This window comes from Yersinia sp. Marseille-Q3913 (genome assembly GCF_963892745.1).
Taxonomy (GTDB): Bacteria; Pseudomonadota; Gammaproteobacteria; order Enterobacterales; family Enterobacteriaceae; genus Yersinia; species Yersinia bercovieri.
The window spans coordinates 78,372-100,009 of record NZ_CAWQAF010000007.1; the positions used below are offsets into that span (position 1 = coordinate 78,372).

The window sequence follows — 21,638 nt, forward strand, 5'->3', positions numbered from 1 at the left end:
TTAAGCCGATCATGCTCATGCGTTTGCGAGAAATAGTTGAGAAAGTGGCGATGGCAACCAGCCTGACGGATGCGTTAGAGCTGTTGGTCAATGAAACCTGTCTGGCGATGGACACGGAAGTTTGCTCGATTTATCTGGCAGATAATGACCGCCGCTGTTACTACCTGATGGCGACGCGGGGTTTGAAAAAACCTCGTGGTCGCATTATTACGCTGGCTTTTGACGAAGGTATCGTCGGGCTGGTGGGGCGTTTGGCTGAGCCAATTAACCTGGCTGATGCTCAGAGTCACCCCAGTTTTAAATATGTTCCGCAAGTCAAAGAGGATCGCTTCCGCGCGTTTCTCGGGGTGCCTATTATCTATCGCCGACAGCTACTCGGCGTACTGGTGGTTCAGCAGCGTGAGCATCGTCAGTTTGATGAGAGCGAAGAGTCGTTCATGGTCACGCTGGCGACACAGCTGGCAGGTATTCTTTCTCAATCTCAACTTAATGCCATTTTTGGTCAATATCGTCAAACGCGCATTCGTGCTCTGGCTGCGGCACCCGGCGTGGCTGTTGCTGAAGGGTGGCAGGACACCTCCCAGCCCTCCCTCGATTTGGTTTATGAAGCCTCAACGCTCGATCCTGTTCAGGAGCGCGAACGCCTGACTCAGGCGTTGGAAGAGGCCGCGGCTGAATTCCGCCGCTTCAGTAAGCGCTTTGCTGCCAGCTCACAAAAAGAGAGTGCAGCAATTTTCGATCTCTACTCCCACTTGCTAAATGATGCCCGCTTAAAGCGTGAGCTTTTCGCACAAATTGACGCTGGCTCTGTGGCCGAATGGGCGGTTAAACAGGTAGTTGAACAATTTGCTGCGCAATTTGCCAACTTGCAAGATACCTACATGCGCGAACGTGCCAGTGATCTGCGGGCATTAGGTTTGCGTTTGCTGTTTCACCTCGACGACAGCACTTCCGGGGCCAGCCAATGGCCTGAGCGGTTTATTCTGGTCGCCGATGAGCTAACCGCCACATTATTGGCTGAGGTGCCACAGGATCGTCTGGTCGGTGTGGTAGTCCGTGACGGTGCTGCTAACTCCCACGCCGCTATTTTGGTGCGCGCCATGGGTATCCCGACGGTAATGGGCGCGGATATCCAGCCATCATTGCTGAATCAGCGGCTATTGATTGTCGATGGCTATCGTGGCGAGGTGCTGGTCGATCCTGAGCCAGTGCTGGTCAAGGAGTATCAGCGGCTGGTCACCGAAGAGATTGAACTCAGCAAGCTGGCTGAGGATGACGTCGAACAGCCTGCGGCCCTGAAAAGTGGTGAACGGATCCAGGTCATGCTGAACGCCGGTCTTAGCCCGGAACATGAAAAACTGCTGGGTGGACGAGTCGATGGCGTGGGTCTCTACCGCACTGAAATTCCATTCATGTTGCAAAGCGGTTTCCCTTCAGAAGAGGAGCAAGTCGCGCAATATCAAGGCATGTTGCAGCTTTATCCCAACAAATCCGTGACTTTGCGTACCCTGGACATTGGCGCAGATAAGCAACTGCCTTACATGCCCATTAGTGAAGAGAACCCTTGTCTGGGCTGGCGCGGCATCCGTGTTACCCTCGATCAGCCGGAGATCTTTTTGATCCAGGTCAGAGCGATGCTTCGGGCCAATGCTGGCACCGGGAATCTGGGTATTTTATTACCGATGATCACCAGTCTGGAAGAGGTCGATGAAGCCAAACGTCTGATTGACCGCGCTGGGCGCGAGGTTCAGGAAGTTCTGGGTTATGAGTTACCACAACCGAAATTGGGTGTGATGATTGAAGTCCCCGCCATGATCTTTATGTTGCCTTACCTGAAGTCGCGAGTCGATTTCATCTCGGTGGGTACCAATGATCTAACACAATATTTGCTGGCGGTAGATCGCAACAATACTCGTGTTGCCTCGTTGTATGACAGCCTGCATCCGGCGGTGCTGCAAGTGCTAAGCCACATTTTGACGCAAGCGACACAATCAGGTTTGCAGGTGAGTCTGTGTGGTGAAATGGCTGGCGATCCTATGGGCGCGCTGCTGCTGGTTGGTTTGGGCTATCGCAATCTCAGTATGAATGGCCGCAGTGTGGCACGAATTAAATATCTGCTGCGCAATATTGATTTGGCGGATACACAAGCATTGGCTGAGCGGGTATTAACCGCACAAATGACCACTGATGTGCGTCACTTAACAGCGGCGTTTATGGAACGCCGAGGGTTGGGTGGGTTGATTCGCGGCGGTAAGTAACTTTATCCTTTGAAACTCATCGGCATTCATAGGTTTGCTCGATGGTCGCAACGTCAATGAGTTCGGGGATATCCATAAAGGCTTTTGGCGGACAATCCTCACTTTCAGGATCACTGTTGTTTACAGAACTTTTCCTTCTGGTGCGCCCCTGAGTGACCGCCTATGCTATTATGCGCAACCTGTGGCCCTAAGCGGCAAGAACACCTGTTTTCCCAAAAACAATAGACATTCCATGGTGATAGATGAGCAATAGCTATCTGGCGTTTCCTAAATTCGATCCGGTCATCTTCTCAATTGGCCCGGTTTCACTTCATTGGTATGGCCTGATGTACTTGGTCGGCTTCGTCTTCGCCATGTGGTTGGCGGTTCGTCGGGCCAACAAACCAGGCAGCGGCTGGACTAAAGAAGAGGTCGAAAATCTCCTTTACGCCGGTTTCCTCGGTGTGTTTGTTGGTGGCCGTGTCGGTTATGTTCTGTTCTACAACCTGCCGATGTTCCTTGATAACCCCCTCTACCTGTTTAAAGTCTGGGATGGCGGTATGTCATTCCACGGCGGTTTGATTGGTGTTATCTGCGTAATGCTGTGGTTCGCTCGCCGCACCAAGCGCCATTTCTTCCAAGTTGCCGACTTTATGGCACCGCTTATCCCCTTTGGTTTAGGTGCAGGTCGCCTCGGTAATTTTATCAATGGCGAGCTATGGGGCCGTGTCACTACCGATACCCCGTGGGCGATGCTCTTCCCAACTTCCCGTGGCGAAGACATTGCGATTGTTGCTGCTGATCCGGCAAAATGGCAGGCAATATTTAACCAATATGGAGTATTGCCGCGTCACCCTTCGCAACTGTACGAAATGCTCCTTGAAGGGGTGGTGCTGTTTATCATCCTGAACTTGTTTATCCGCAAGCCGCGCCCAATGGGCAGCGTTTCTGGCCTGTTCCTGATTGGTTATGGTGCATTCCGCATCATTGTGGAGTGTTTCCGCCAACCAGATGCTCAGCTCGGCTTGTTCGACGGCGTGATCAGCATGGGGCAGATCCTCTCTGTACCTATGATTCTGGCCGGTATCATTATGATGATTTGGGCGTATCGCCGTCCTGCGCAACAACTTTCGTGAGGTAACATGAAACAGTATCTGGATTTGATGAAAAAAGTGCTGGAAGAGGGCACCCCTAAAGATGACCGTACCGGTACAGGTACAGTATCGATTTTTGGGCATCAGATGCGTTTCAATTTACAAGACGGTTTTCCGCTAGTAACCACCAAACGTTGCCATTTGCGCTCGATCATCCATGAGCTGCTATGGTTCCTCAATGGCGATACCAATATTGGTTATCTGAAGGAAAATAGTGTCTCAATCTGGGATGAGTGGGCCGATGAAAATGGTGATCTTGGCCCAGTATATGGCAAGCAATGGCGTGCCTGGGGCGCTGCCGATGGGCGTCAGATTGACCAATTGAGCAACGTAGTAAAGCAGCTTAAGCAAGATCCTAATTCACGTCGCATTATTGTCTCTGCCTGGAATGTGGGTGAACTGGACCAAATGGCACTAGCACCTTGCCATGCTTTCTTCCAATTCTACGTGGCTGATGGCAAGCTCTCTTGTCAGCTATATCAACGTTCTTGTGATGTGTTCCTTGGCTTGCCATTTAACATTGCCAGCTATGCATTACTGATACATATGATGGCGCAACAATGTGATTTGGACGTGGGTGATTTTGTCTGGACGGGGGGCGATACTCACTTATACAGCAACCACATAGAGCAAACGAACCTGCAATTGAGCCGCGAACCTCGGGCATTGCCGAAGCTGATTATCAAACGTAAGCCTGACTCCTTATTTGATTATCACTTCGATGATTTTGAAATTGAAGGATATGATCCGCATCCTGGGATTAAAGCTCCGATCGCTATTTAATTTTCTGACCTTCTGACCTTCTGACCGGAGCCACAATGGCTCCGGTTTTGTATCTGTTATCTTGATAACCCTCCATAATTGCCTCCTACCCTGCAATAAAAATGCGAGCCGTGCCGCACTCTTTTCTGCATTTATGTCGTCGTAAATAAAATTTTGCGCACCGTTTCTAGCCCTGATAATTAGCCACTAGACCTCAAATTCTAACGCCGTAAACTTGCGGCATGAAAATCGACATTGCACTCAATAAAATAGGGTTCATAAAGAACAATCACCTGATAAAACAAAAAGGTATCAGCCTGATTGAAGTATTGCTGGTTATTGCATTGGTCGGCATTATGGCGACATGGGGGGCGCAAAGTTGGCACCAGTATCGGCAAAGGGAAAGGCTGGCTGATAGCGCACGCCAGCTACTTGCCTTCTTAACCCATTTGCAGGTACAAGCGAATCGCAGCAACGACACGGCACTATTGTGGGTGCAGCAACATGGGAAGGGGTGCCTGGGCAGTGGTGATAAACCCACAGAGCCTTGTTCCGTATTAACCGGCAGAGTGTTTATTCCACCTTATCCTGATGTGGCTATCACTATGTCATTGCAAAAGAGTATTGGCTTCTATGGGGTAAGAAACACCGCGCAAGCAGGAAGCATCCTACTCAATAACCCCGCAGGAAGTATCCGGCTAATCATTTCCAGCCGGGGGCGAATGAGGCTGTGCAGTGAAGGTCAGTCAATATCCGGTATTCACGTATGTTAAGAGTAACTAAAAAGCTGATGGGGCTAATGCCGGAACAGACTTGGCATAAATCTATTTCAGGTTTTACGCTGCCGGAAATGATGCTGGCACTAAGCATTGGCAGCATGATTGTGCTTGGCTCGACACAGGTTTTCCCCAAATTACGCCAGCAGATATCAATATTACAGCAACACTATCGGTTGGAACTGCTACTCAGTCAGGCGATGGCGATGCTGGAAAAAGATTTGCGGAGAGCTGGTTTTTGCCACGGAGAGTGTCAAGGGAAGGCTATCACTACACATCATTATCCAGGTGAAACCACCGACTCTTGCCTGATAGCTGCGTATGACCTTAACCGTAATGGCTGGTGGGAGGGGGAAAAGCATCAGGAATCCGAATACTTTGGCTATCGTCTACGTAATAAGGCGTTGGAAGCCCAGCGTGGGGAGCTGAATTGCGCTGGCGGTGGTTGGGAGAGAGTGTTTGACCCAAAAGAGGTCACCATAACGCATTTTTCTGTTCGTCGATTACCCGAGCCAACCTCTGCCCAGATTTACAGAGTGAAATTAGCTGGGCAAAGCACAGGTAATGCAACAGTCCATCATCAGCTTATTTATATGATTCGTGGGAATAATCTATGAAGCTGAATCATCAACAGGGGGCCAGCACCTTAGCTGCTGTCGCCACGCTTTTTGCTCTGGGCTTGTTTCTACTATCAGCTTTACACCGCCAATTGGACAATATTCAGCAAATTACAGCTGAAGAACAGCGCCATTTACGGGCTTTTAATCAGGCGACATCATCGTTGGTGTGGGGAATCAATCAGCATTGGTCTTTCACTCTGCCGTGGCGTGCTGGAACTGCATGGCACTGTAATGAGCATCCACACTATGGCTTAAAAGCTTGTATTAAACCGGCATCGCTGACTGGATTTTTTATCTTGAGAGGGGAGAGCCAACCCTTTGGGGCACAGTTACCCGTGATGCTCTATCAGCGGGTCAAACTGAATGCTAATAAAATAAATAAGGAAAGCTATCAATTGGTTAAGGCCGCTCATGGCTGGTTGGATTTTTGCCCGGATAAGGATGAAAAATTTTGTCTTTATTAAGATATTGCCACAGACCGCAGTTTATCAGGGAGTTAGCCCATTCGCGGGAACCGTCAGGATTTAGCCTGCCCGAAGCCTTAATTGCAGCACTGTTTTTCTCGGTTTCTCTATTGGGATTGCTGCAATACCATCAGGCACTTTTACAGGGTTTTTCTACTTTGTGGCAACAACGTCAGGCTTGGTCTCTGCTCCATCAGCATATTGAAAGTATCGGAGGCGACACGCCTGATAGGCCACTTATCTCTGGAATGAAGCCTAACTGGCTATATCGTCAATCGGTCGGCAGAGTTGAAGGGGAGTGCACCGAGTTTAATTTCACTATTGTGGTACGGCACAACCAACAAGCAGAACTAAGCCGTTGGGTTTGCCCGGCGAGTGAGAGCTAGCCTCTGTCACGTCAAGTACCAAGGGTGATAATGACGATAACCTATTGCACTCACTCATTATCAAGTTAGAGTATTAAACCTCAGGATTGATTCACAAGTGATAATCAGGTGGTTTAATCATTTATGAATGTTATCCATAGTGCCTTAAGGGAGTCATCATGTTCACGGTTTATCATTCTAATCAACTGGATTTACTCAAAGCGCTAACCACTGCGCTGATAGAACGAGAGCCGTTGGATAACCCTTTCCAGCAAGAAGTAGTGCTAGTGCAAAGCCCCGGTATGGCCCAATGGTTGCAAATGCAACTGGCACAACAATTTAGCATTGCAGCCAATATTGAGTTTCCACTGCCAGCGACTTTTATCTGGGATATGTTTACCCGTGTCTTGCCGGGAATTCCCAAAGAGAGCGCATTTAGCAAAGATGCCATGACGTGGAAACTCATGTGGTTACTGCCAGATTTACTGGATGACCCCGTGTTCTCGCCGATGAAACGCTACTTAAGTGACGATGGCGATAAACGTAAGATTCACCAACTTGCGGCACGGGTAGCTGACCTTTTCGACCAATATTTGGTGTATCGTCCTGAATGGCTTGAGGCATGGGAGCGTGGTCAACTCATTGAAAAACTGGATGATGCCCAGCAGTGGCAAGCCAAGTTATGGGTTGAACTGACACGCTACACCCGTGAACTGGAACAACCTGAATGGCACCGCGCCAATCTCTATCAGCGTTTTATCCGTACACTACTCGAAACGGATATTTGCCCTGTTGGGCTACCAAAACGGGTATTTATTTGCGGCATATCGGCACTGCCTCCCATCTATTTACAGGCACTACAAGCACTGGGTAAGCATATTGATATCCATCTAATGTTTACCAACCCTTGCCGCTATTTCTGGGGTGATATTCAGGATTATGCCTTTTTGGCTAAGTTGCAAAGCCGCAAACGTAGGCATTATCGTGAAGTAATTGAAGGCAAATCAAACGAAGTAAAACTGTTTCGTCACCCAGAACAAGCCGAACAACTATTCAATGCTGATGGAGAGCAGGATCTCAGTAACCCGCTATTAGCTTCATGGGGGCGATTAGGCCGGGATCACATGTATCTATTGTCACAAGTTGATGATATCCAAGAGGTACATGCTTTTGTCGATATTGAGGCAGACAATTTATTGCATGGTATTCAGCACGATATGCTGGAGCTGGAAGATCACGCCATCATAGGTGCTACACCGGAAACCTTAGCCCATAGCGACCAAAAACGGGTATTAGATCCGGCTGATCGATCTTTGAGTCTACATGTTTGTCACAGCCCGCAAAGGGAAGTTGAGGTTCTGCAAGATAACCTGTTGAGATTATTAGCCGCCGATCCTGAGCTAACCCCACGCGACATCATTGTGATGGTCGCCGACATTGACAGTTATACCCCCTATATTCAGGCTACATTTGGTAATGCGACGGGGGGGCGTTATCTGCCCTTTGCTATCTCTGATCGTAAAGCCAGTCAGGCCCATCCGGTGTTACAAGCTTTTATTACCTTACTTGATCTCCCCCAGAGCCGCTTTACCTCCGAGCAAGTATTGGCGCTGCTGGAAGTTCCTGCCTTAGCCAATAAATTTGCTATTACCGAAGATGGATTGCGCCGCTTGCGACAATGGGTGGGGGAGTCGGGTATTCGTTGGGGGCTGGATGATGACAATGTTCGAGAGCTATCTTTGCCCGCCACGGGGCAGCACACTTGGCATTTTGGCATAACCCGCATGTTGCTCGGTTATGCCATGGACAGTGCGGCCGGGGATTGGCAAGGTGTCTTGCCATATGATGAATCAAGTGGTTTGGCGGCGGAACTTGCCGGGCAACTGGCTGATATGTTGATGCACTTGAGCCAATGGCGGCTACTGTTAAGTGAATCGCGCTCACTCAGCGACTGGTTACCATTATGCCGCAGCTTATTGGATACTTTCTTCGAGTCCGATAATGATACTGAGGCTGTTTTGGTGCTGATTGAACAGCAGTGGCAGAAGGTTGTCAGCTATGGTATTGCCGCTCAGTATCCAGATGTTGTGCCGCTTAATTTGTTACGTGATGAACTGGCCTCACGTTTGGACAATGAGCGCATCAGCCAGCGTTTCCTCGCGGGGCCAATCAACTTCTGTACCCTGATGCCAATGCGCTCTATCCCGTTTAAAGTCGTTTGCTTATTGGGCATGAACGACGGTATTTACCCACGAACACTTCCGCCGCTGGGATTTGATTTGATGGCAAAACAGGTTTGGCGTGGTGATCGCAGCCGCCGTGATGATGACCGTTATCTGTTCCTCGAAGCACTTCTTTCTGCCCAGCAACAGCTTTATATCAGTTATATCGGGCGTTCAATTCAAGACAACAGCAAGCGCTACCCTTCAGTGCTGGTGAGTGAATTGATTGAATATATTTCGCAAAGTTATCATTTGCCGGGAGATGAAGAGCTTAGTGCTGATGACAGTGCCAAACGAGTCATTAAGCACCTGCTCTGTTTACATGCTCGCATGCCATTTTCGGTAGAAAACTTCATCGAAAACAGTGAATTACAGAGTTACGCTGCGGAGTGGTTACCCTCCGCTGAATCCAAAGGGCTGGCACATCCAGAGTTTAATCAACCTCTGTTGCCTGAACCCTTACCTGAAATTACCTTAGATGAGTTAATTCGTTTCTTTCGTCATCCTGTCAGGGCATTCTTCCAGCTACGGTTAGGGGTGAATTTTGTTATTGAAGAAACGGAATTGCCAGATGAAGAGCCATTTACCTTAGATAACCTCAACCGTTATCAGTTTAACACCCAGTTGCTGAATGCACTTATAGATGATGGTGATATTAGCACCGTGTTTACTCGTGCCCGAGCAGCTGGCAGCTTGCCTTATGGGGCCTTTGGTGAGCTTTACTGGGAAAGTCAGCAAGAGGAAATGGTGCCATTAGCTGAACAGATTCGTACTGAACGTAAAGAGAGCCATAGTATTGAGCTTAATATTGAATTTGGTGACACCACTCTTACGGGCTGGATTCATCAGGTTCAGGAGGATGGACTTATTCGTTGGCGACCAGCGGCATTGACAGCTGTCGATGGGCTTTTATTGTGGGTTGAACATTTGGTGTATTGCGCCGCAGGTGGTGAGGGTGAAAGCCGAATGTATGGCCGCAAAGGAACCGCCTGGCGCTATGATTCTTTGGGTTGCGATGAGGCTCGGCAATATTTACAGCAGCTAATGACGGGATATCAGCAAGGGATGTGTGAACCTCTGCTACTGTTGAGTAAAAGTGGTTGGGCATGGCTGAGTTACTGCTTTGATAGCGAATCTGGTCAGATTCTGTGGGATGAAGAAACGCAGACTAAAGCAATAATGAAACTTTTACAGGTCTGGCAAGGGGATCAGCGAGTTGCCGGAGAGGGGGAGGATCACTACGTAAAAAGAGTACTCCGCCTGATGGATAACCAACATCTCGACATAATATTGCACGAAACGGAACGTTATTTATTACCAATTGCCCACCATAATAAGGCATGAAAACTGCGCGTCACTCAAGTAGATGTTCGTACATATTCAATACAAGAACGCTGGATATGTATTTTAGCGGCAATTTTAAAGGGGTTAGGGGAGAAACGGAATGCATAAACAGTTTGCCCGCACTATTGGCATATTTTTCTTATTAGGCTTGCTGGCACCACTGAGCTGGGCGGCGGCATCTGCATGGCAACCACTGGCAGAAGCTATTCACAAAAGTGAACATGATTTACGTAAATATCAGGCAATAAGACTGCCGAATGGTATGACCGTATTATTAGTTTCTGATGCACAAGCACCTAAATCATTGGCCGCACTCGCATTGCCGGTCGGTTCATTGGAGGACCCTAATAATCAGCTAGGTTTAGCTCATTATCTGGAGCACATGTTATTGATGGGCTCAAAACGTTTTCCTGAACCAGGTAGTTTCTCTGAATTTCTCAAGAAACATGGTGGCAGTCATAATGCGAGTACCGCTTCTTACCGAACCGCCTTTTACCTTGAAATTGAAAACGATGCATTAGCCCCTGCGGTTGACCGACTGGCGGATGCCATTGCAGAGCCATTGCTAGACCCGATTAATGCAGATCGCGAACGAAATGCAGTCAATGCAGAATTGACGATGGCCCGCTCCCGCGATGGGATGCGTATGGCACAGGTTAATGCTGAAACCCTTAATCCAGCACACCCGAGTGCACGTTTCTCTGGCGGTAATCTCGATACGCTGAAAGATAAGCCTGATGGCAAGTTACACGATGAATTATTGAGTTTCTATCATCGTTACTACTCCGCCAATTTGATGGTAGGCGTGTTGTATAGCAATCAGTCACTGGAACAGTTAGCACAATTAGCGGCTGATACATTTGGCCGAATTCCTAATCGGGATGCAAAAGTACCACCAATTACAGTACCGGCAGTCACCCCGGATCAAACTGGCATTATTATCCATTATGTTCCGGCCCAGCCTCGTAAACAGCTAAAAGTAGAGTTTCGCATTGAGAACAACAGTGCAGAGTTTCGCAGTAAAACAGATACCTACATTAGTTATTTGATCGGCAATCGCAGCAAAGACACACTATCTGACTGGCTGCAAAAGCAGGGATTGGCAGATGCAATCAATGCTGGCGCTGACCCGATGGTAGACCGCAATGGAGGGGTATTCTCCATCTCTGTGTCACTCACCGATAAAGGCTTGGCCAAACGTGATGTGGTGGTTGCGGCCATCTTCGATTACATCAATATGTTGCACAAAGACGGCATTAAAAAGAGCTATTTTGATGAGATCGCTCATGTCTTAAATCTTGATTTCCGCTATCCCTCAATCACGCGAGATATGGATTACATCGAGTGGCTGGTGGATATGATGCTGCGAGTGCCTGTTGCACATGTACTCGATGCGCCTTATCTGGCTGATCATTATGATCCTAAGGCCATTGCCGCCCGCTTGGCTGAAATGACGCCAGAAAATGCACGAATCTGGTTTGTTAGCCCTGAAGAGCCCCACAATAAAGTGGCGTATTTTGTCGATGCACCTTATCAGGTCGATAAAATTAGCCCTAAAGAGATGAAAGAGTGGCAACAATTAGGTGGGGATATCTCGCTGAGCCTACCGGCACTTAACCCTTACATTCCGGATGATTTTGAGCTGATTAAAGCAGATAAAAATATTACCCACCCACAAAAAGTGGCTGAACAACCGGGCTTACGGGTTTTTTACATGCCAAGCCAATACTTTGCTGATGAACCGAAAGCTGATATCTCAGTAGTTTTTCGTAATCAGCACGCCTTGGATACTGCCCGTAATCAGGTTCTGTTTGCCCTAACCGACTATTTGGCCGGCCTTTCACTCGACGAACTGAGCTACCAAGCCTCTATTGGTGGAATTAGCTTCTCAACGGCACCAAACAACGGTTTGTATGTTAGCGCTAATGGCTTTACGCAGCGGATGCCGCAGTTGTTAACCACACTGGTTGAAGGCTACTCCAATTTCACACCAACGGAAGATCAACTGGTGCAGGCCAAGTCTTGGTATCGTGAGCAACTGGAAGTTGCCGAAAAGGGCAAAGCTTATGAACTGGCGATCCAGCCGGCCAAGTTGTTATCTCATGTGCCCTATTTTGAGCGCAATGAGCGGCGTGAACTGCTCAATACGATTAGTGTGCAGGATGTCGTGACCTACCGTAATAATATGCTCAAGCAATCTGCCATTGAGGTATTGGCGGTGGGTAATATGACTGCCCCGCAGGTTACTGCGCTGGCGGAGTCATTGAAGAAACAACTAGGTTTGACGGGAACCACTTGGTGGACTGGCGAAGATGTTGTGGTCGATAAGGCCCAGTTGGCCAATATGGAACGAGTTAGTAGCAGCTCTGATGCTGCGCTGGCTGCAGTTTATGTACCTACCGGTTATTCAGAAATTGATGGTATGGCGCACAGCGCCTTACTGGGGCAAATTGTTCAGCCGTGGTTCTATGATCAACTGCGCACGGCAGAGCAACTTGGTTATGCGGTATTTGCCTTCCCAATGTCGGTTGGACGCCAATGGGGGTTAGGCTTCTTACTGCAAAGTAACAGCAAACAACCTGATTACCTTTATCAGAGATATCTGACTTTCTATCCACAGGCTGAAAAACGACTGCGTGAAATGAAGTCGGCTGACTTTGAACAATATAAGCAGGGGCTAATCAATCAATTGCTACAACGACCACAAACACTGGATGAAGAAGCTAGCCGTTATAGTAATGATTTTAATCGTAATAATTTTGCCTTTGATAGCCGTGAGAAAATGATTGCTCAAGTGAAGTTGCTAAATAGCACCGCGCTGGCTGATTTCTTCCAGCAAGCAGTCATTAAGCCGCAAGGTCTGGCACTGCTTTCTCAGGTGAAAGGCCAAGGGCAAACGACGGGTGGGTATGCGGTACTTAAAGGGTGGACCACCTATCCAACCGCTTCCGCCTTGCAGGCGACCTTTCCGCAGAAAGTGTTGGCTCCATGATATCAATGACTCCTCAGCGGCTGGAGCCGCTAACGCTCCCCCTATATGGCGAGAGGCTAATTGAAGCTTCTGCCGGAACGGGTAAGACTTTTACCATAGGGGTGCTTTATCTAAGGTTGCTACTTGGCTTGGGCGGAGGGGCTGCGTTTAGTCGTCCCCTTATGGTAGAGGAGATCCTGGTGGTGACCTTTACCGAAGCAGCAACTGAAGAGTTAAGAGGGCGGATCCGCGACAATATTCATGAGTTGCGGATAGCTTGCGTGCGGGGAGTCAGCGATAACCCAATGCATAAGACCTTATTAGCCGAAATCATTGATTTAAGTGAGGCCGCCGCACAACTGCTGGCGGCTGAACGCCAGATGGATGAAGCTGCAATTTATACCATCCATGGCTTTTGTCAGAGAATGCTGGCGAATAATGCTTTTGAATCTGGCATTTTGTTTGAACAAACACTGATACAGGATGAACTGCCATTACGTAGACAAGCTTGTGCCGATTTCTGGCGGCGTCACTGTTATCCGCTCCCCTTGGCTGTCGCTCGAGCTGTTAGTCAGGAGTGGAGCGGGCCAGAAGCACTACTCAAAGATCTCTTAGCTTATCTACAGGGCGAAACGCCAAAGTTTCGGCAAGCGCCCGGTGATGATGAAACGATAGTTAGTCGGCATCAGCAGATCATAGTGCAAATTGATGCGCTCAAAACGCAATGGTGCGAAGCCGCGCCTGAGTTAGAGGCCTTGATCAGCAGCTCTGGTGTTGATAAACGTAGCTACAGCGCTCGATATTTACCTAGCTGGCTGGAAAAAGTCGGTGCATGGGCAGAGCAGGAGACGGCTGATTATCAGTTACCTAAAGAGCTGGAAAAATTCCGTCAGTCAATATTAGCTGAAAAAACTAAAAAGGGTACCGCTCCACAACATGCCCTATTCGGTGCCATAGACCGCATATTCGAGCAACCACTGACGTTAAGAGACTTGATTTTAGCCCGAGCGATCAGTGAGATACGAATGTCCGTCCAGCAGGAAAAACGGCAACGTGCGGAGCTGGGATTTGATGACCTGCTTAGCAAACTGGATGTGGCGTTACAGCAGCCGGGTGGTGAGTTATTGGCCCAATCTATTCGTAGCCGTTATCCCGTCGCAATGATTGATGAGTTTCAGGATACCGATCCTCAACAATACCGCATCTTCCACACACTTTATGGTGGGCAAAAAGAGTGTGGCCTATTGCTGATTGGTGACCCCAAACAGGCTATTTATGCTTTCCGTGGTGCAGATATCTTTACCTATATCCGCGCCCGTTCTGAAGTAAACGCCCACTACACTCTAGAGACTAACTGGCGCTCCTCCTTCCCGATGGTGCAATCAGTGAATCGGCTGTTTAGTTTGGTCGACGTGCCTTTCCTGTTTGAACAAATTCCTTTTATAAAGGTGTCTGCTGCGAAAAAAAACAGCCGCTTATCTTTCGAAATTAAAGAAAAAAAACAGCCCGCTATCTCTTTTTGGTTGCAACCTGGAGAGGGTGTCGGGGTGAGTGAGTATCAACAATTGATGGCGCGACAGTGTGCGGCGCAAATTCGTGACTGGTTAACCGCAGGCCAAAATGGGCTGGCTCAATTAGTGACAGTAGATGGCTCAAGGCCGGTTCAAGCGTCTGATATCACCATTTTGGTACGCAGCCGAGCAGAGGCTGCATTAGTGCGTGATGCACTGAGTGCATTAGCCATCCCATCGGTTTATTTATCTAATCGTGACAGTGTGTTTGATACCGCAGAAGCCAAAGATTTGCTGTGGTTGTTGCAAGCGGTGCTGGCTCCAGAACAGGAGCGGGCATTGCGTAGTGCGATGGCGACAGGAGTGCTCGGGCTGGATGCAAAAATGTTGGATGCACTGAATCACGATGAACGTGCTTGGGATGCTTTGGTCGAGGAGTTCGATGGCTATCGGCAACATTGGCAGCGCCGCGGCGTACTGCCTATGTTGCGGGAGATTATGGCTCACCGCCATTTAGCTGAAAACCTGCTTGCGACACAGGGTGGCGAGCGCCGGCTGACAGATGTGCTGCATTTAGGGGAGCTATTGCAGGAAGCTGCATCACAGCTTGATAGTGAGCACGCACTTATCCGCTGGCTGGCACAACAAATAGCGCAACCCAATCATCAGTCAGATAATCAACAGCTGCGTTTGGAAAGTGACCGCCATTTAGTGCAGGTCATTACAATCCATAAATCGAAAGGGTTGGAATACCCGCTGGTTTGGTTGCCCTTCGTTGGCAATTTCCGCCAACAGCAGGACGTGTTGTACCACGATCGACTCAGCTTTGAGGCATTACTTGATCTGAATGCGGATGCAGAGAGTCAGGCTCTGGCAGAAGAGGAGCGGCTGGCGGAGGATTTACGGTTACTCTATGTTGCGCTGACCCGTGCGGTTTACCATTGCAGTATCGGTATTGCGCCGCTGATTAAAGGCGGGCGGAAAAAACAGGGCGAGAGTGACATACACCGCAGTGCGTTAGGTTATCTGGTGCAACAGGGGCAGGCGGGTGATGCACAATATTTGTCCGATAAATTAGCAGAATTAACCGCAGTAGCAGACGGCGATATTTCTGTTTCACTGGCAGAGCGCCTGGACGATACGCCGTGGCAGCCACAGCCGGAGGTTTTGCCGGCGCTTGCTGCGCGCCAGTTTAACCGACAAGTGCAGGATTATTGGCGTGTCACCAGCTATTCTGGCTTACAGCAGCATGGCTCAGGTAAAGGTGGTGCTGCATCACAGCCCCTTAATGTGCCACTGCAAGAATTGCTTCCACGGCTAGATACCGATGCTGTTGGTGAGCAGGCACTGATCACCGAAGCGTATTTAACTCCCCATACTTTTCCACGCGGCGCAGCACCGGGGACTTTCCTGCATGACTTACTCGAGCAGATGGATTTTAGTCAGCCCATTGAGCAAAGCTGGTTAGCTGAGCAGTTGCAGTTACAGGGTTTTGGCGAGCAATGGTCGCCAATGCTGTATCAGTGGCTAAATGACACTCTACAGGTTCCTCTCAATACAAGCGGTGTGACCTTAGCTGGATTAACCCCACAGAGCAAACAGGCAGAATTACAATTTTATCTGCCAATCGACACCTTGCTCCGAGCCAGTGAATTAGATGCTTTAATCAAAAGCTATGACTCACTATCTCGACAGTGCCCAGAGCTGGATTTCCAGCAAGTTAGAGGGATGCTTAAGGGGTTTATTGACTTGGTTTTCTGCTGGCAGGGCAAGTATTACTTATTGGATTACAAATCAAACTGGTTAGGTGAGGACAGCAGCGCCTATACCCAAGACGCGATGGCGCAAGCTATGGCTGAGCATCGTTATGATCTGCAATATCAGCTCTATACGCTGGCATTGCACCGCTATTTGCGCCACCGATTGGCTCATTATGACTATCAGCGCGACTTTGGTGGCGTCATTTATCTCTTCCTGCGTGGTGTCGATAAGCAATATCCCGATAACGGTATTTTTAGTTGTCGCCCTGAACTGGGGTTGATTGAAGGAATGGATTGTTTGTTCAGTGGTCGTGAAATCAATCATGATGCTATCCAGGCAGATGAGAGGGCATCACTATGATAGCGTTGCTGAATCAGGCTGTTGGTAACCACTTACTGCGTCCGCTGGATCTTCAGTTTTCACGAATGATCGCGGGCGACAATGACCCAATGCTGCAATTGGCCACCGCTATTCTCAGTGCAGAAGCGGGGGCTGGGCATGTGTGCCTACCATTAAACTATTTGCAGCCAGATCAGCTATTTGGTGGGCGGCAGCCGGCATTATCACAAGCTCTGTGGCAGGCGGTGGGGGCGCCAGATGAGGCGTGTTGGGTACAGGCATTTAATCACTCTCCTGCTGTGAGTGACGGCTCACAACCAACGCCGCTGGTTTTGCAAAATGACCGTTTGTATCTGCAACGAATGTGGCAGTACGAAGGGGATGTAGTTCGATTTATTGCCAGCGACAGTTCGGCTGCATGGGTTGATAAACCTCGAGAGGTAAACGAAGCGCTATTAAGAACCACGCTAGACCGGTTGTTCGGCTTGGCGGGGACTGAGGTCGACTGGCAGAAAGTGGCCGCCGCCGTTGCTGCTACCCGCCGTATTTCCGTGATCTCCGGTGGGCCGGGAACAGGGAAAACGACCACAGTAGCCAAGTTATTGACCGCGCTGATACAGCTGAGTCAGGGGCAACGTTTACGTATCCAGCTTGCCGCACCAACCGGTAAAGCGGCTGCGCGATTGACCGAGTCACTGGGCAATGCCATTCGACAACTTCCACTAACTGATGCTGAGCGCAAGCTATTGCCAAATCAGGCATCCACGTTGCACCGTTTGTTAGGGGCGCAGCCTAACAGTCAGCGCTTGCGTTACCACCGTGGCAATCCGTTAAATCTTGATGTGCTGGTGGTCGATGAAGCATCGATGGTGGATTTACCGATGATGGCGCGGCTAATTGCAGCTCTGCCCGCTAAAGCTCAAGTTATTTTTCTTGGCGATCGTGACCAGTTGGCCTCGGTTGAGGCCGGAGCGGTATTGGGTGATATTTGTCGTTTTGCTGAATGGGGTTACAGCGAACCACGAGCTGAACAATTAGCGCGGTTAACCGGATGTACATTAACTGATAGTACATTAACTGATAACACATTGACCGGAATCATCCCCATTGGTGATGTGCCAACAGATACACTCAATGTCCGTGATAGCTTGTGTTTACTGCGCAAAAGCTACCGTTTTGATGAAAAATCAGGTATTGGGCAGCTCGCTTTAGCAGTTAATGCTGGGAAGTATCACAATGCACTATCAGTTTTAAGTGGCACCTATTCTGATATCGAATGCTTCTCTCTGGCCGATTCAGATGACTACCAGGTATTGCTGGAGGATTGTGCCGCTAGCTATCAGCACTACCTTCAGCTGGCGACATCAGGTGCTCATGCGGTTGATGTGTTGGCAGCATTTGGTCGCTACCAGCTACTGTGTGCATTACGCACCGGGCCATTTGGGGTCAGCGGTTTAAATGAACGAATTGAGCAGTTGTTGCATCGCAAGCGGCTAATTGAGCGAACATCTGGGCCTGTAGGGCGTTGGTATGTTGGCCGACCAGTGATGATTGGGCTTAATGACAGTGCTCTGGGCCTGTTTAATGGGGATATTGGTATCGCGCTATATGACTCAGAAGGCGAGCTTCGGGTGCATTTCCAGTTGCCCGATGGCAATATCAAGTCGGTACAGCCTAGCCGTCTTCCCAGTCATGAGACCGCTTATGCAATGACAGTTCATAAATCTCAAGGATCAGAATTTGAGCACACGGCATTGGTACTGCCCAGCACCTTTATGCCGGTGCTCACTCGTGAATTGGTCTATACCGCGATCACCCGTGCTCGTCAGCGATTAACACTCTATTGCAGTGATGCGGTATTGAGTCATGCGATACGGACACCCACGCAGCGTCGTAGCGGGTTAGTTGATCGTCTGAATGAGTTGAATAAATAAAATTGAGGGGACAGCAGCCCCCTTGATGTCATCGACGAGGCGTTACAAATCAGCCAGCAGAATCTTTGAGCGCCGTTGATAGTTATATAGCTCCTGCTTCTGAATCGGTAAAACTTCGACCTCTGCTGGAGTAAAGCCGCGCTCCTGGAACCAGTGAATGCTACGGGTGGTTAACACAAATAGCTTTTTAAGGCCCATTTGGCGCGCCTGATTCGCGACTCGCTTGAGAAGCATCTCCCCACGGGAGGAGCTGCGATAGTCCGGATGCACGGCCACACAGGCCATTTCACCGATTTGCTCCTCGGGGAATGGATAAAGTGCAGCGCAGGCAATCGTTAGGTTATCTCGCTCAATAATGGTGAACTTATCGATCTCCATCTCAAGCTGTTCCCGTGAGCGGCGCACTAAAATCCCTTGTTGTTCCAGTGGGCGAATCAGCTCCAGTATGCCGCCAATATCATTAATGGTTGCACGCCGCACTTGTTCCGCACTCTCCATAACAATTTGAGTACCGATACCATCACGGGAGAAAAGCTCTTGCACTAGAGCTCCATCCTCCTGATAACTAAGTAAATGGCTACGGCGCACACCGCTACGGCAGGCTTTTACTGCCCCACGTAGAAAGCGTACGGTGCCTGAGTTGTAATCACCTTCTTGCTCAAGATCCTCAATTCGTTTTTGAGCATCATTGGGGAACAGTTCTGAAATAATATTGCCTTCGCTATCCGTCACCCCTTGGGATGAGCAGAAACCAATCATTTTTTCGGCTTTGAGTTTGATGGCTAATTGTGTCGCCACCTCTTCTGAAGTGAGATTAAAACTCTCGCCAGTCACCGAGACAGCAACCGGCCCCAGCAATACGATAGCGCCATTATCCAATTGACGATGGATAGCCTCTTCATCGATCCTCCGAATGCGTCCGCTATGGCAATAATCTACGCCATCATCAACGCCTAATGGTTGAGCAATAATAAAGTTGCCGCTAACCACATTAATATGCGCGCCTTGGAGCGGAGTATTATTCAAACTCATTGATAATCTGGCGGTGATATCCAGCTGCAATAAGCCCGCTGCCTGCTTAACCATTTCCAGTGTCCGGGCATCAGTGACTCGGGTATGCTTGTGATAAATAGGTTCGTAGTGATGCTGTGCCAGATTGCTATCGATTTGTGGACGTGCGCCGTATACTACGACCAGCCGGATGCCAAGACTATGCAGCAAACCGATATCGTTGACGATGCTAGAGAAGTTCTCATGTTCAATCGCCTCACCACCCAACATGACGACAAATGTCTTGCCACGGTGTGCATTGATATAGGGAACTGAGTGACGAAATCCCTGGACCAGTTCAGTACTACGTTCCTTCACGGCAGACCCTCATTGAATTTTTATTCGCTATTTTTGTATTTTTATTCTTTTTTGATCAAGATGGCAAGTAACAAATTACGATCAATTGCATATGTATGGTGCATAGCTATTAATAAATTGAATAACATAAAAATATTTTTCTAATGACAGCATTGAATTGATTAGTTAAAGTTTTTCCTCATAAAACTTTTTGTTTGTTTTTTATTCATATTTTGGTAGTTACTTTGGAGTTACATGGCAGATTCAAATCATAATTCTGGGCGTCGCCGTCTACTACAAGGTGCTGCCGCAGCCTGGATGCTGAGTGTCAGCCGGGTTGGATTTGCTGCTTCCTCACATATTATCGCCGTCAGGGTCTGGCCCTCTTCAACTTATACCCGGGTGACGCTGGAATCCAATACGCCGCTGAAATATCGCCAATTTGCACTGAAAAATCCTGACCGCATTGTGGTTGATATTGAAGGTGTGCATCTCAATAGCGTACTAAAAGAGATCAGTAGTCAGGTGCAGTCCGGCGATCCTTACCTCAAGCAGGCACGAGTTGGGCAGTTTGATAAAAATACTGTCCGTCTGGTTTTGGAGTTGAAACAAAGCATCAGTCCACAATTATTTACACTGAAACCCTTCGCTAAGTTTCGTAACCGCTTGGTTGTGGATTTATATCCCGAACAGGGCAGTACCTCGATTGAAGACGATCCCTTACTGGCATTATTGGAAGATTATAATAAAGGTAACGTGGAACGTAATTTACCCGCAGAGACACCCAAAGTGGGTAAAGCAGGGCGGGATAGACCGATTGTTATTATGCTGGACCCAGGGCACGGCGGTGAAGATCCCGGAGCTATTGGACGAAATAAGACTCGCGAGAAAGATATTGTGCTGCAAATTGCCCGTCGGCTGCGGGCGTTGATTCAGAAAGAAGCGAATATGCGGGTGTTTATGACCCGCAATGAAGATGTCTTTATCCCGCTGAAAGTGCGAGTAGCAAAAGCCCGTAAACAGCGCGCGGATTTATTCATTTCGATTCATGCCGATGCATTCACCAGTCAGGCCGCCAGAGGTTCCTCCGTTTTTGCGCTATCGACCAAGGGAGCAACCAGTACCGCCGCGCGTTTCCTGGCCCAAACACAGAATGAAGCAGACCAAATTGGTGGGGTCAGCAAAAGTGGGGATCGCTATCTGGACCATACCATGATTGATTTACTGCAAACGGCGACCATCAATGACAGCCTGAAGTTTGGTAAAGAGGTGCTTAACCGCATGGGTAAAATTAATAAGCTGCATAAGAATGGTGTCGATCAGGCGGGCTTCGCCGTCTTGAAAGCGCCTGATATTCCATCAATTTTGGTTGAAACGGCATTTATCAGCAATCTGGAAGAAGAACGGAAGTTGCGCACCAGCCATTTTCAGCAGCAAGTCGCGGAATCTATTTTTGCTGGTATCAAAGCGTATTTTGCTAATGGTGGGGCGGTGGCCCGGGTGTAATAAGTTGGGGAGTTACTATTGATATGCCGCAGGGGTGAGATAGCCCTTGCTGGGGAACTCTCGACACTCATTGAAAGTCAGAAACAAAAAAACACCCTTTAGGGTGCCTGATGTTGGTCTGAAAATGATTAAGAATTGGTTGCGGGGGCCGGATTTGAACCGACGACCTTCGGGTTATGAGCCCGACGAGCTACCAGGCTGCTCCACCCCGCGTCCGTCTTAATACTATTTTCTATCTTACTCTTTATTACTTACTGCATAATGTGTAATTGGTTGCGGGGGCCGGATTTGAACCGACGACCTTCGGGTTATGAGCCCGACGAGC

At 48.8% G+C, this 21,638-nt stretch carries 13 protein-coding genes and 1 tRNA gene; 12 read left to right on the forward strand and 2 right to left on the reverse strand.

What is annotated here, in order from left to right:
- Nucleotides 1-11 precede the first annotated feature (11 nt).
- From ptsP to recD, 11 genes are all read left to right on the forward strand, one after another.
- On the forward strand, nt 12-2,258 hold the full coding sequence (gene ptsP, locus AACW11_RS03795) for a phosphoenolpyruvate--protein phosphotransferase (RefSeq protein WP_212586024.1): 2,247 nt from the start codon (nt 12-14) through the stop codon (nt 2,256-2,258).
- Between the two features lie 242 nt (nt 2,259-2,500).
- Nucleotides 2,501-3,373 (forward strand): prolipoprotein diacylglyceryl transferase, encoded by an 873-nt coding sequence (gene lgt / locus AACW11_RS03800; RefSeq protein WP_048617298.1) that lies wholly within the window; start codon nt 2,501-2,503, stop codon nt 3,371-3,373.
- Nucleotides 3,374-3,379: 6 nt separating this feature from the next.
- Nucleotides 3,380-4,174, forward strand: coding sequence for a thymidylate synthase (gene thyA / locus AACW11_RS03805; protein ID WP_212586025.1), 795 nt, complete (start codon nt 3,380-3,382; stop codon nt 4,172-4,174).
- 221 nt (nt 4,175-4,395) lie between these two features.
- The gene (locus AACW11_RS03810; RefSeq protein WP_212586026.1) at nt 4,396-4,926 is read left to right on the forward strand and encodes a prepilin peptidase-dependent protein; all 531 of its coding nucleotides are present in this window, start codon (nt 4,396-4,398) and stop codon (nt 4,924-4,926) included.
- Between the two features lie 26 nt (nt 4,927-4,952).
- Complete coding sequence (locus AACW11_RS03815) at nt 4,953-5,546, forward strand: prepilin peptidase-dependent protein (protein WP_212586033.1); 594 nt, start codon at nt 4,953-4,955, stop codon at nt 5,544-5,546.
- Complete coding sequence (locus tag AACW11_RS03820) at nt 5,543-6,013, forward strand: YgdB family protein (RefSeq protein WP_212586027.1); 471 nt, start codon at nt 5,543-5,545, stop codon at nt 6,011-6,013. Before AACW11_RS03815 ends, AACW11_RS03820 begins: the two co-directional genes overlap by 4 nt.
- A complete protein-coding gene (locus AACW11_RS03825) occupies nt 6,001-6,399 on the forward strand; it encodes a prepilin-type N-terminal cleavage/methylation domain-containing protein (RefSeq protein WP_445285797.1) in 399 nt (132 codons plus the stop codon). The genes AACW11_RS03820 and AACW11_RS03825 overlap by 13 nt, the downstream gene beginning before the upstream one ends.
- 158 nt (nt 6,400-6,557) lie before the next feature.
- Complete coding sequence (gene recC, locus AACW11_RS03830) at nt 6,558-9,944, forward strand: exodeoxyribonuclease V subunit gamma (protein ID WP_212586028.1); 3,387 nt, start codon at nt 6,558-6,560, stop codon at nt 9,942-9,944.
- 100 nt (nt 9,945-10,044) lie between these two features.
- Nucleotides 10,045-12,936 (forward strand): pitrilysin, encoded by a 2,892-nt coding sequence (ptrA, locus tag AACW11_RS03835; RefSeq protein WP_212586029.1) that lies wholly within the window; start codon nt 10,045-10,047, stop codon nt 12,934-12,936.
- A complete protein-coding gene (recB, locus tag AACW11_RS03840; protein WP_212586035.1) occupies nt 12,933-16,547 on the forward strand; it encodes an exodeoxyribonuclease V subunit beta in 3,615 nt (1,204 codons plus the stop codon). Before ptrA ends, recB begins: the two co-directional genes overlap by 4 nt.
- Nucleotides 16,544-18,460: an exodeoxyribonuclease V subunit alpha gene (gene recD, locus AACW11_RS03845; RefSeq protein ID WP_212586030.1), complete on the forward strand. Its 1,917-nt coding sequence runs from the start codon at nt 16,544-16,546 to the stop codon at nt 18,458-18,460. Before recB ends, recD begins: the two co-directional genes overlap by 4 nt.
- Before the next feature lie 42 nt (nt 18,461-18,502).
- Here the strand turns inward: recD and argA are convergent, their stop codons facing one another.
- Nucleotides 18,503-19,828 carry an amino-acid N-acetyltransferase gene (gene argA / locus AACW11_RS03850; protein WP_032813786.1) on the reverse strand — a complete coding sequence of 442 codons (1,326 nt, stop codon included), beginning with the start codon at nt 19,826-19,828 and terminating at the stop codon, nt 18,503-18,505.
- Between the two features lie 234 nt (nt 19,829-20,062).
- On the opposite strand from argA, the gene amiC reads away from it, so the two are divergent.
- Entirely contained in the window at nt 20,063-21,313 is a 1,251-nt protein-coding gene (gene amiC, locus AACW11_RS03855) for an N-acetylmuramoyl-L-alanine amidase AmiC (RefSeq protein WP_212586031.1), read from the forward strand.
- 136 nt (nt 21,314-21,449) lie between these two features.
- Here amiC and AACW11_RS03860 read toward each other — a convergent pair.
- A tRNA-Met gene (locus AACW11_RS03860) sits at nt 21,450-21,526 on the reverse strand.
- Nucleotides 21,527-21,638: the final 112 nt, after the last annotated feature.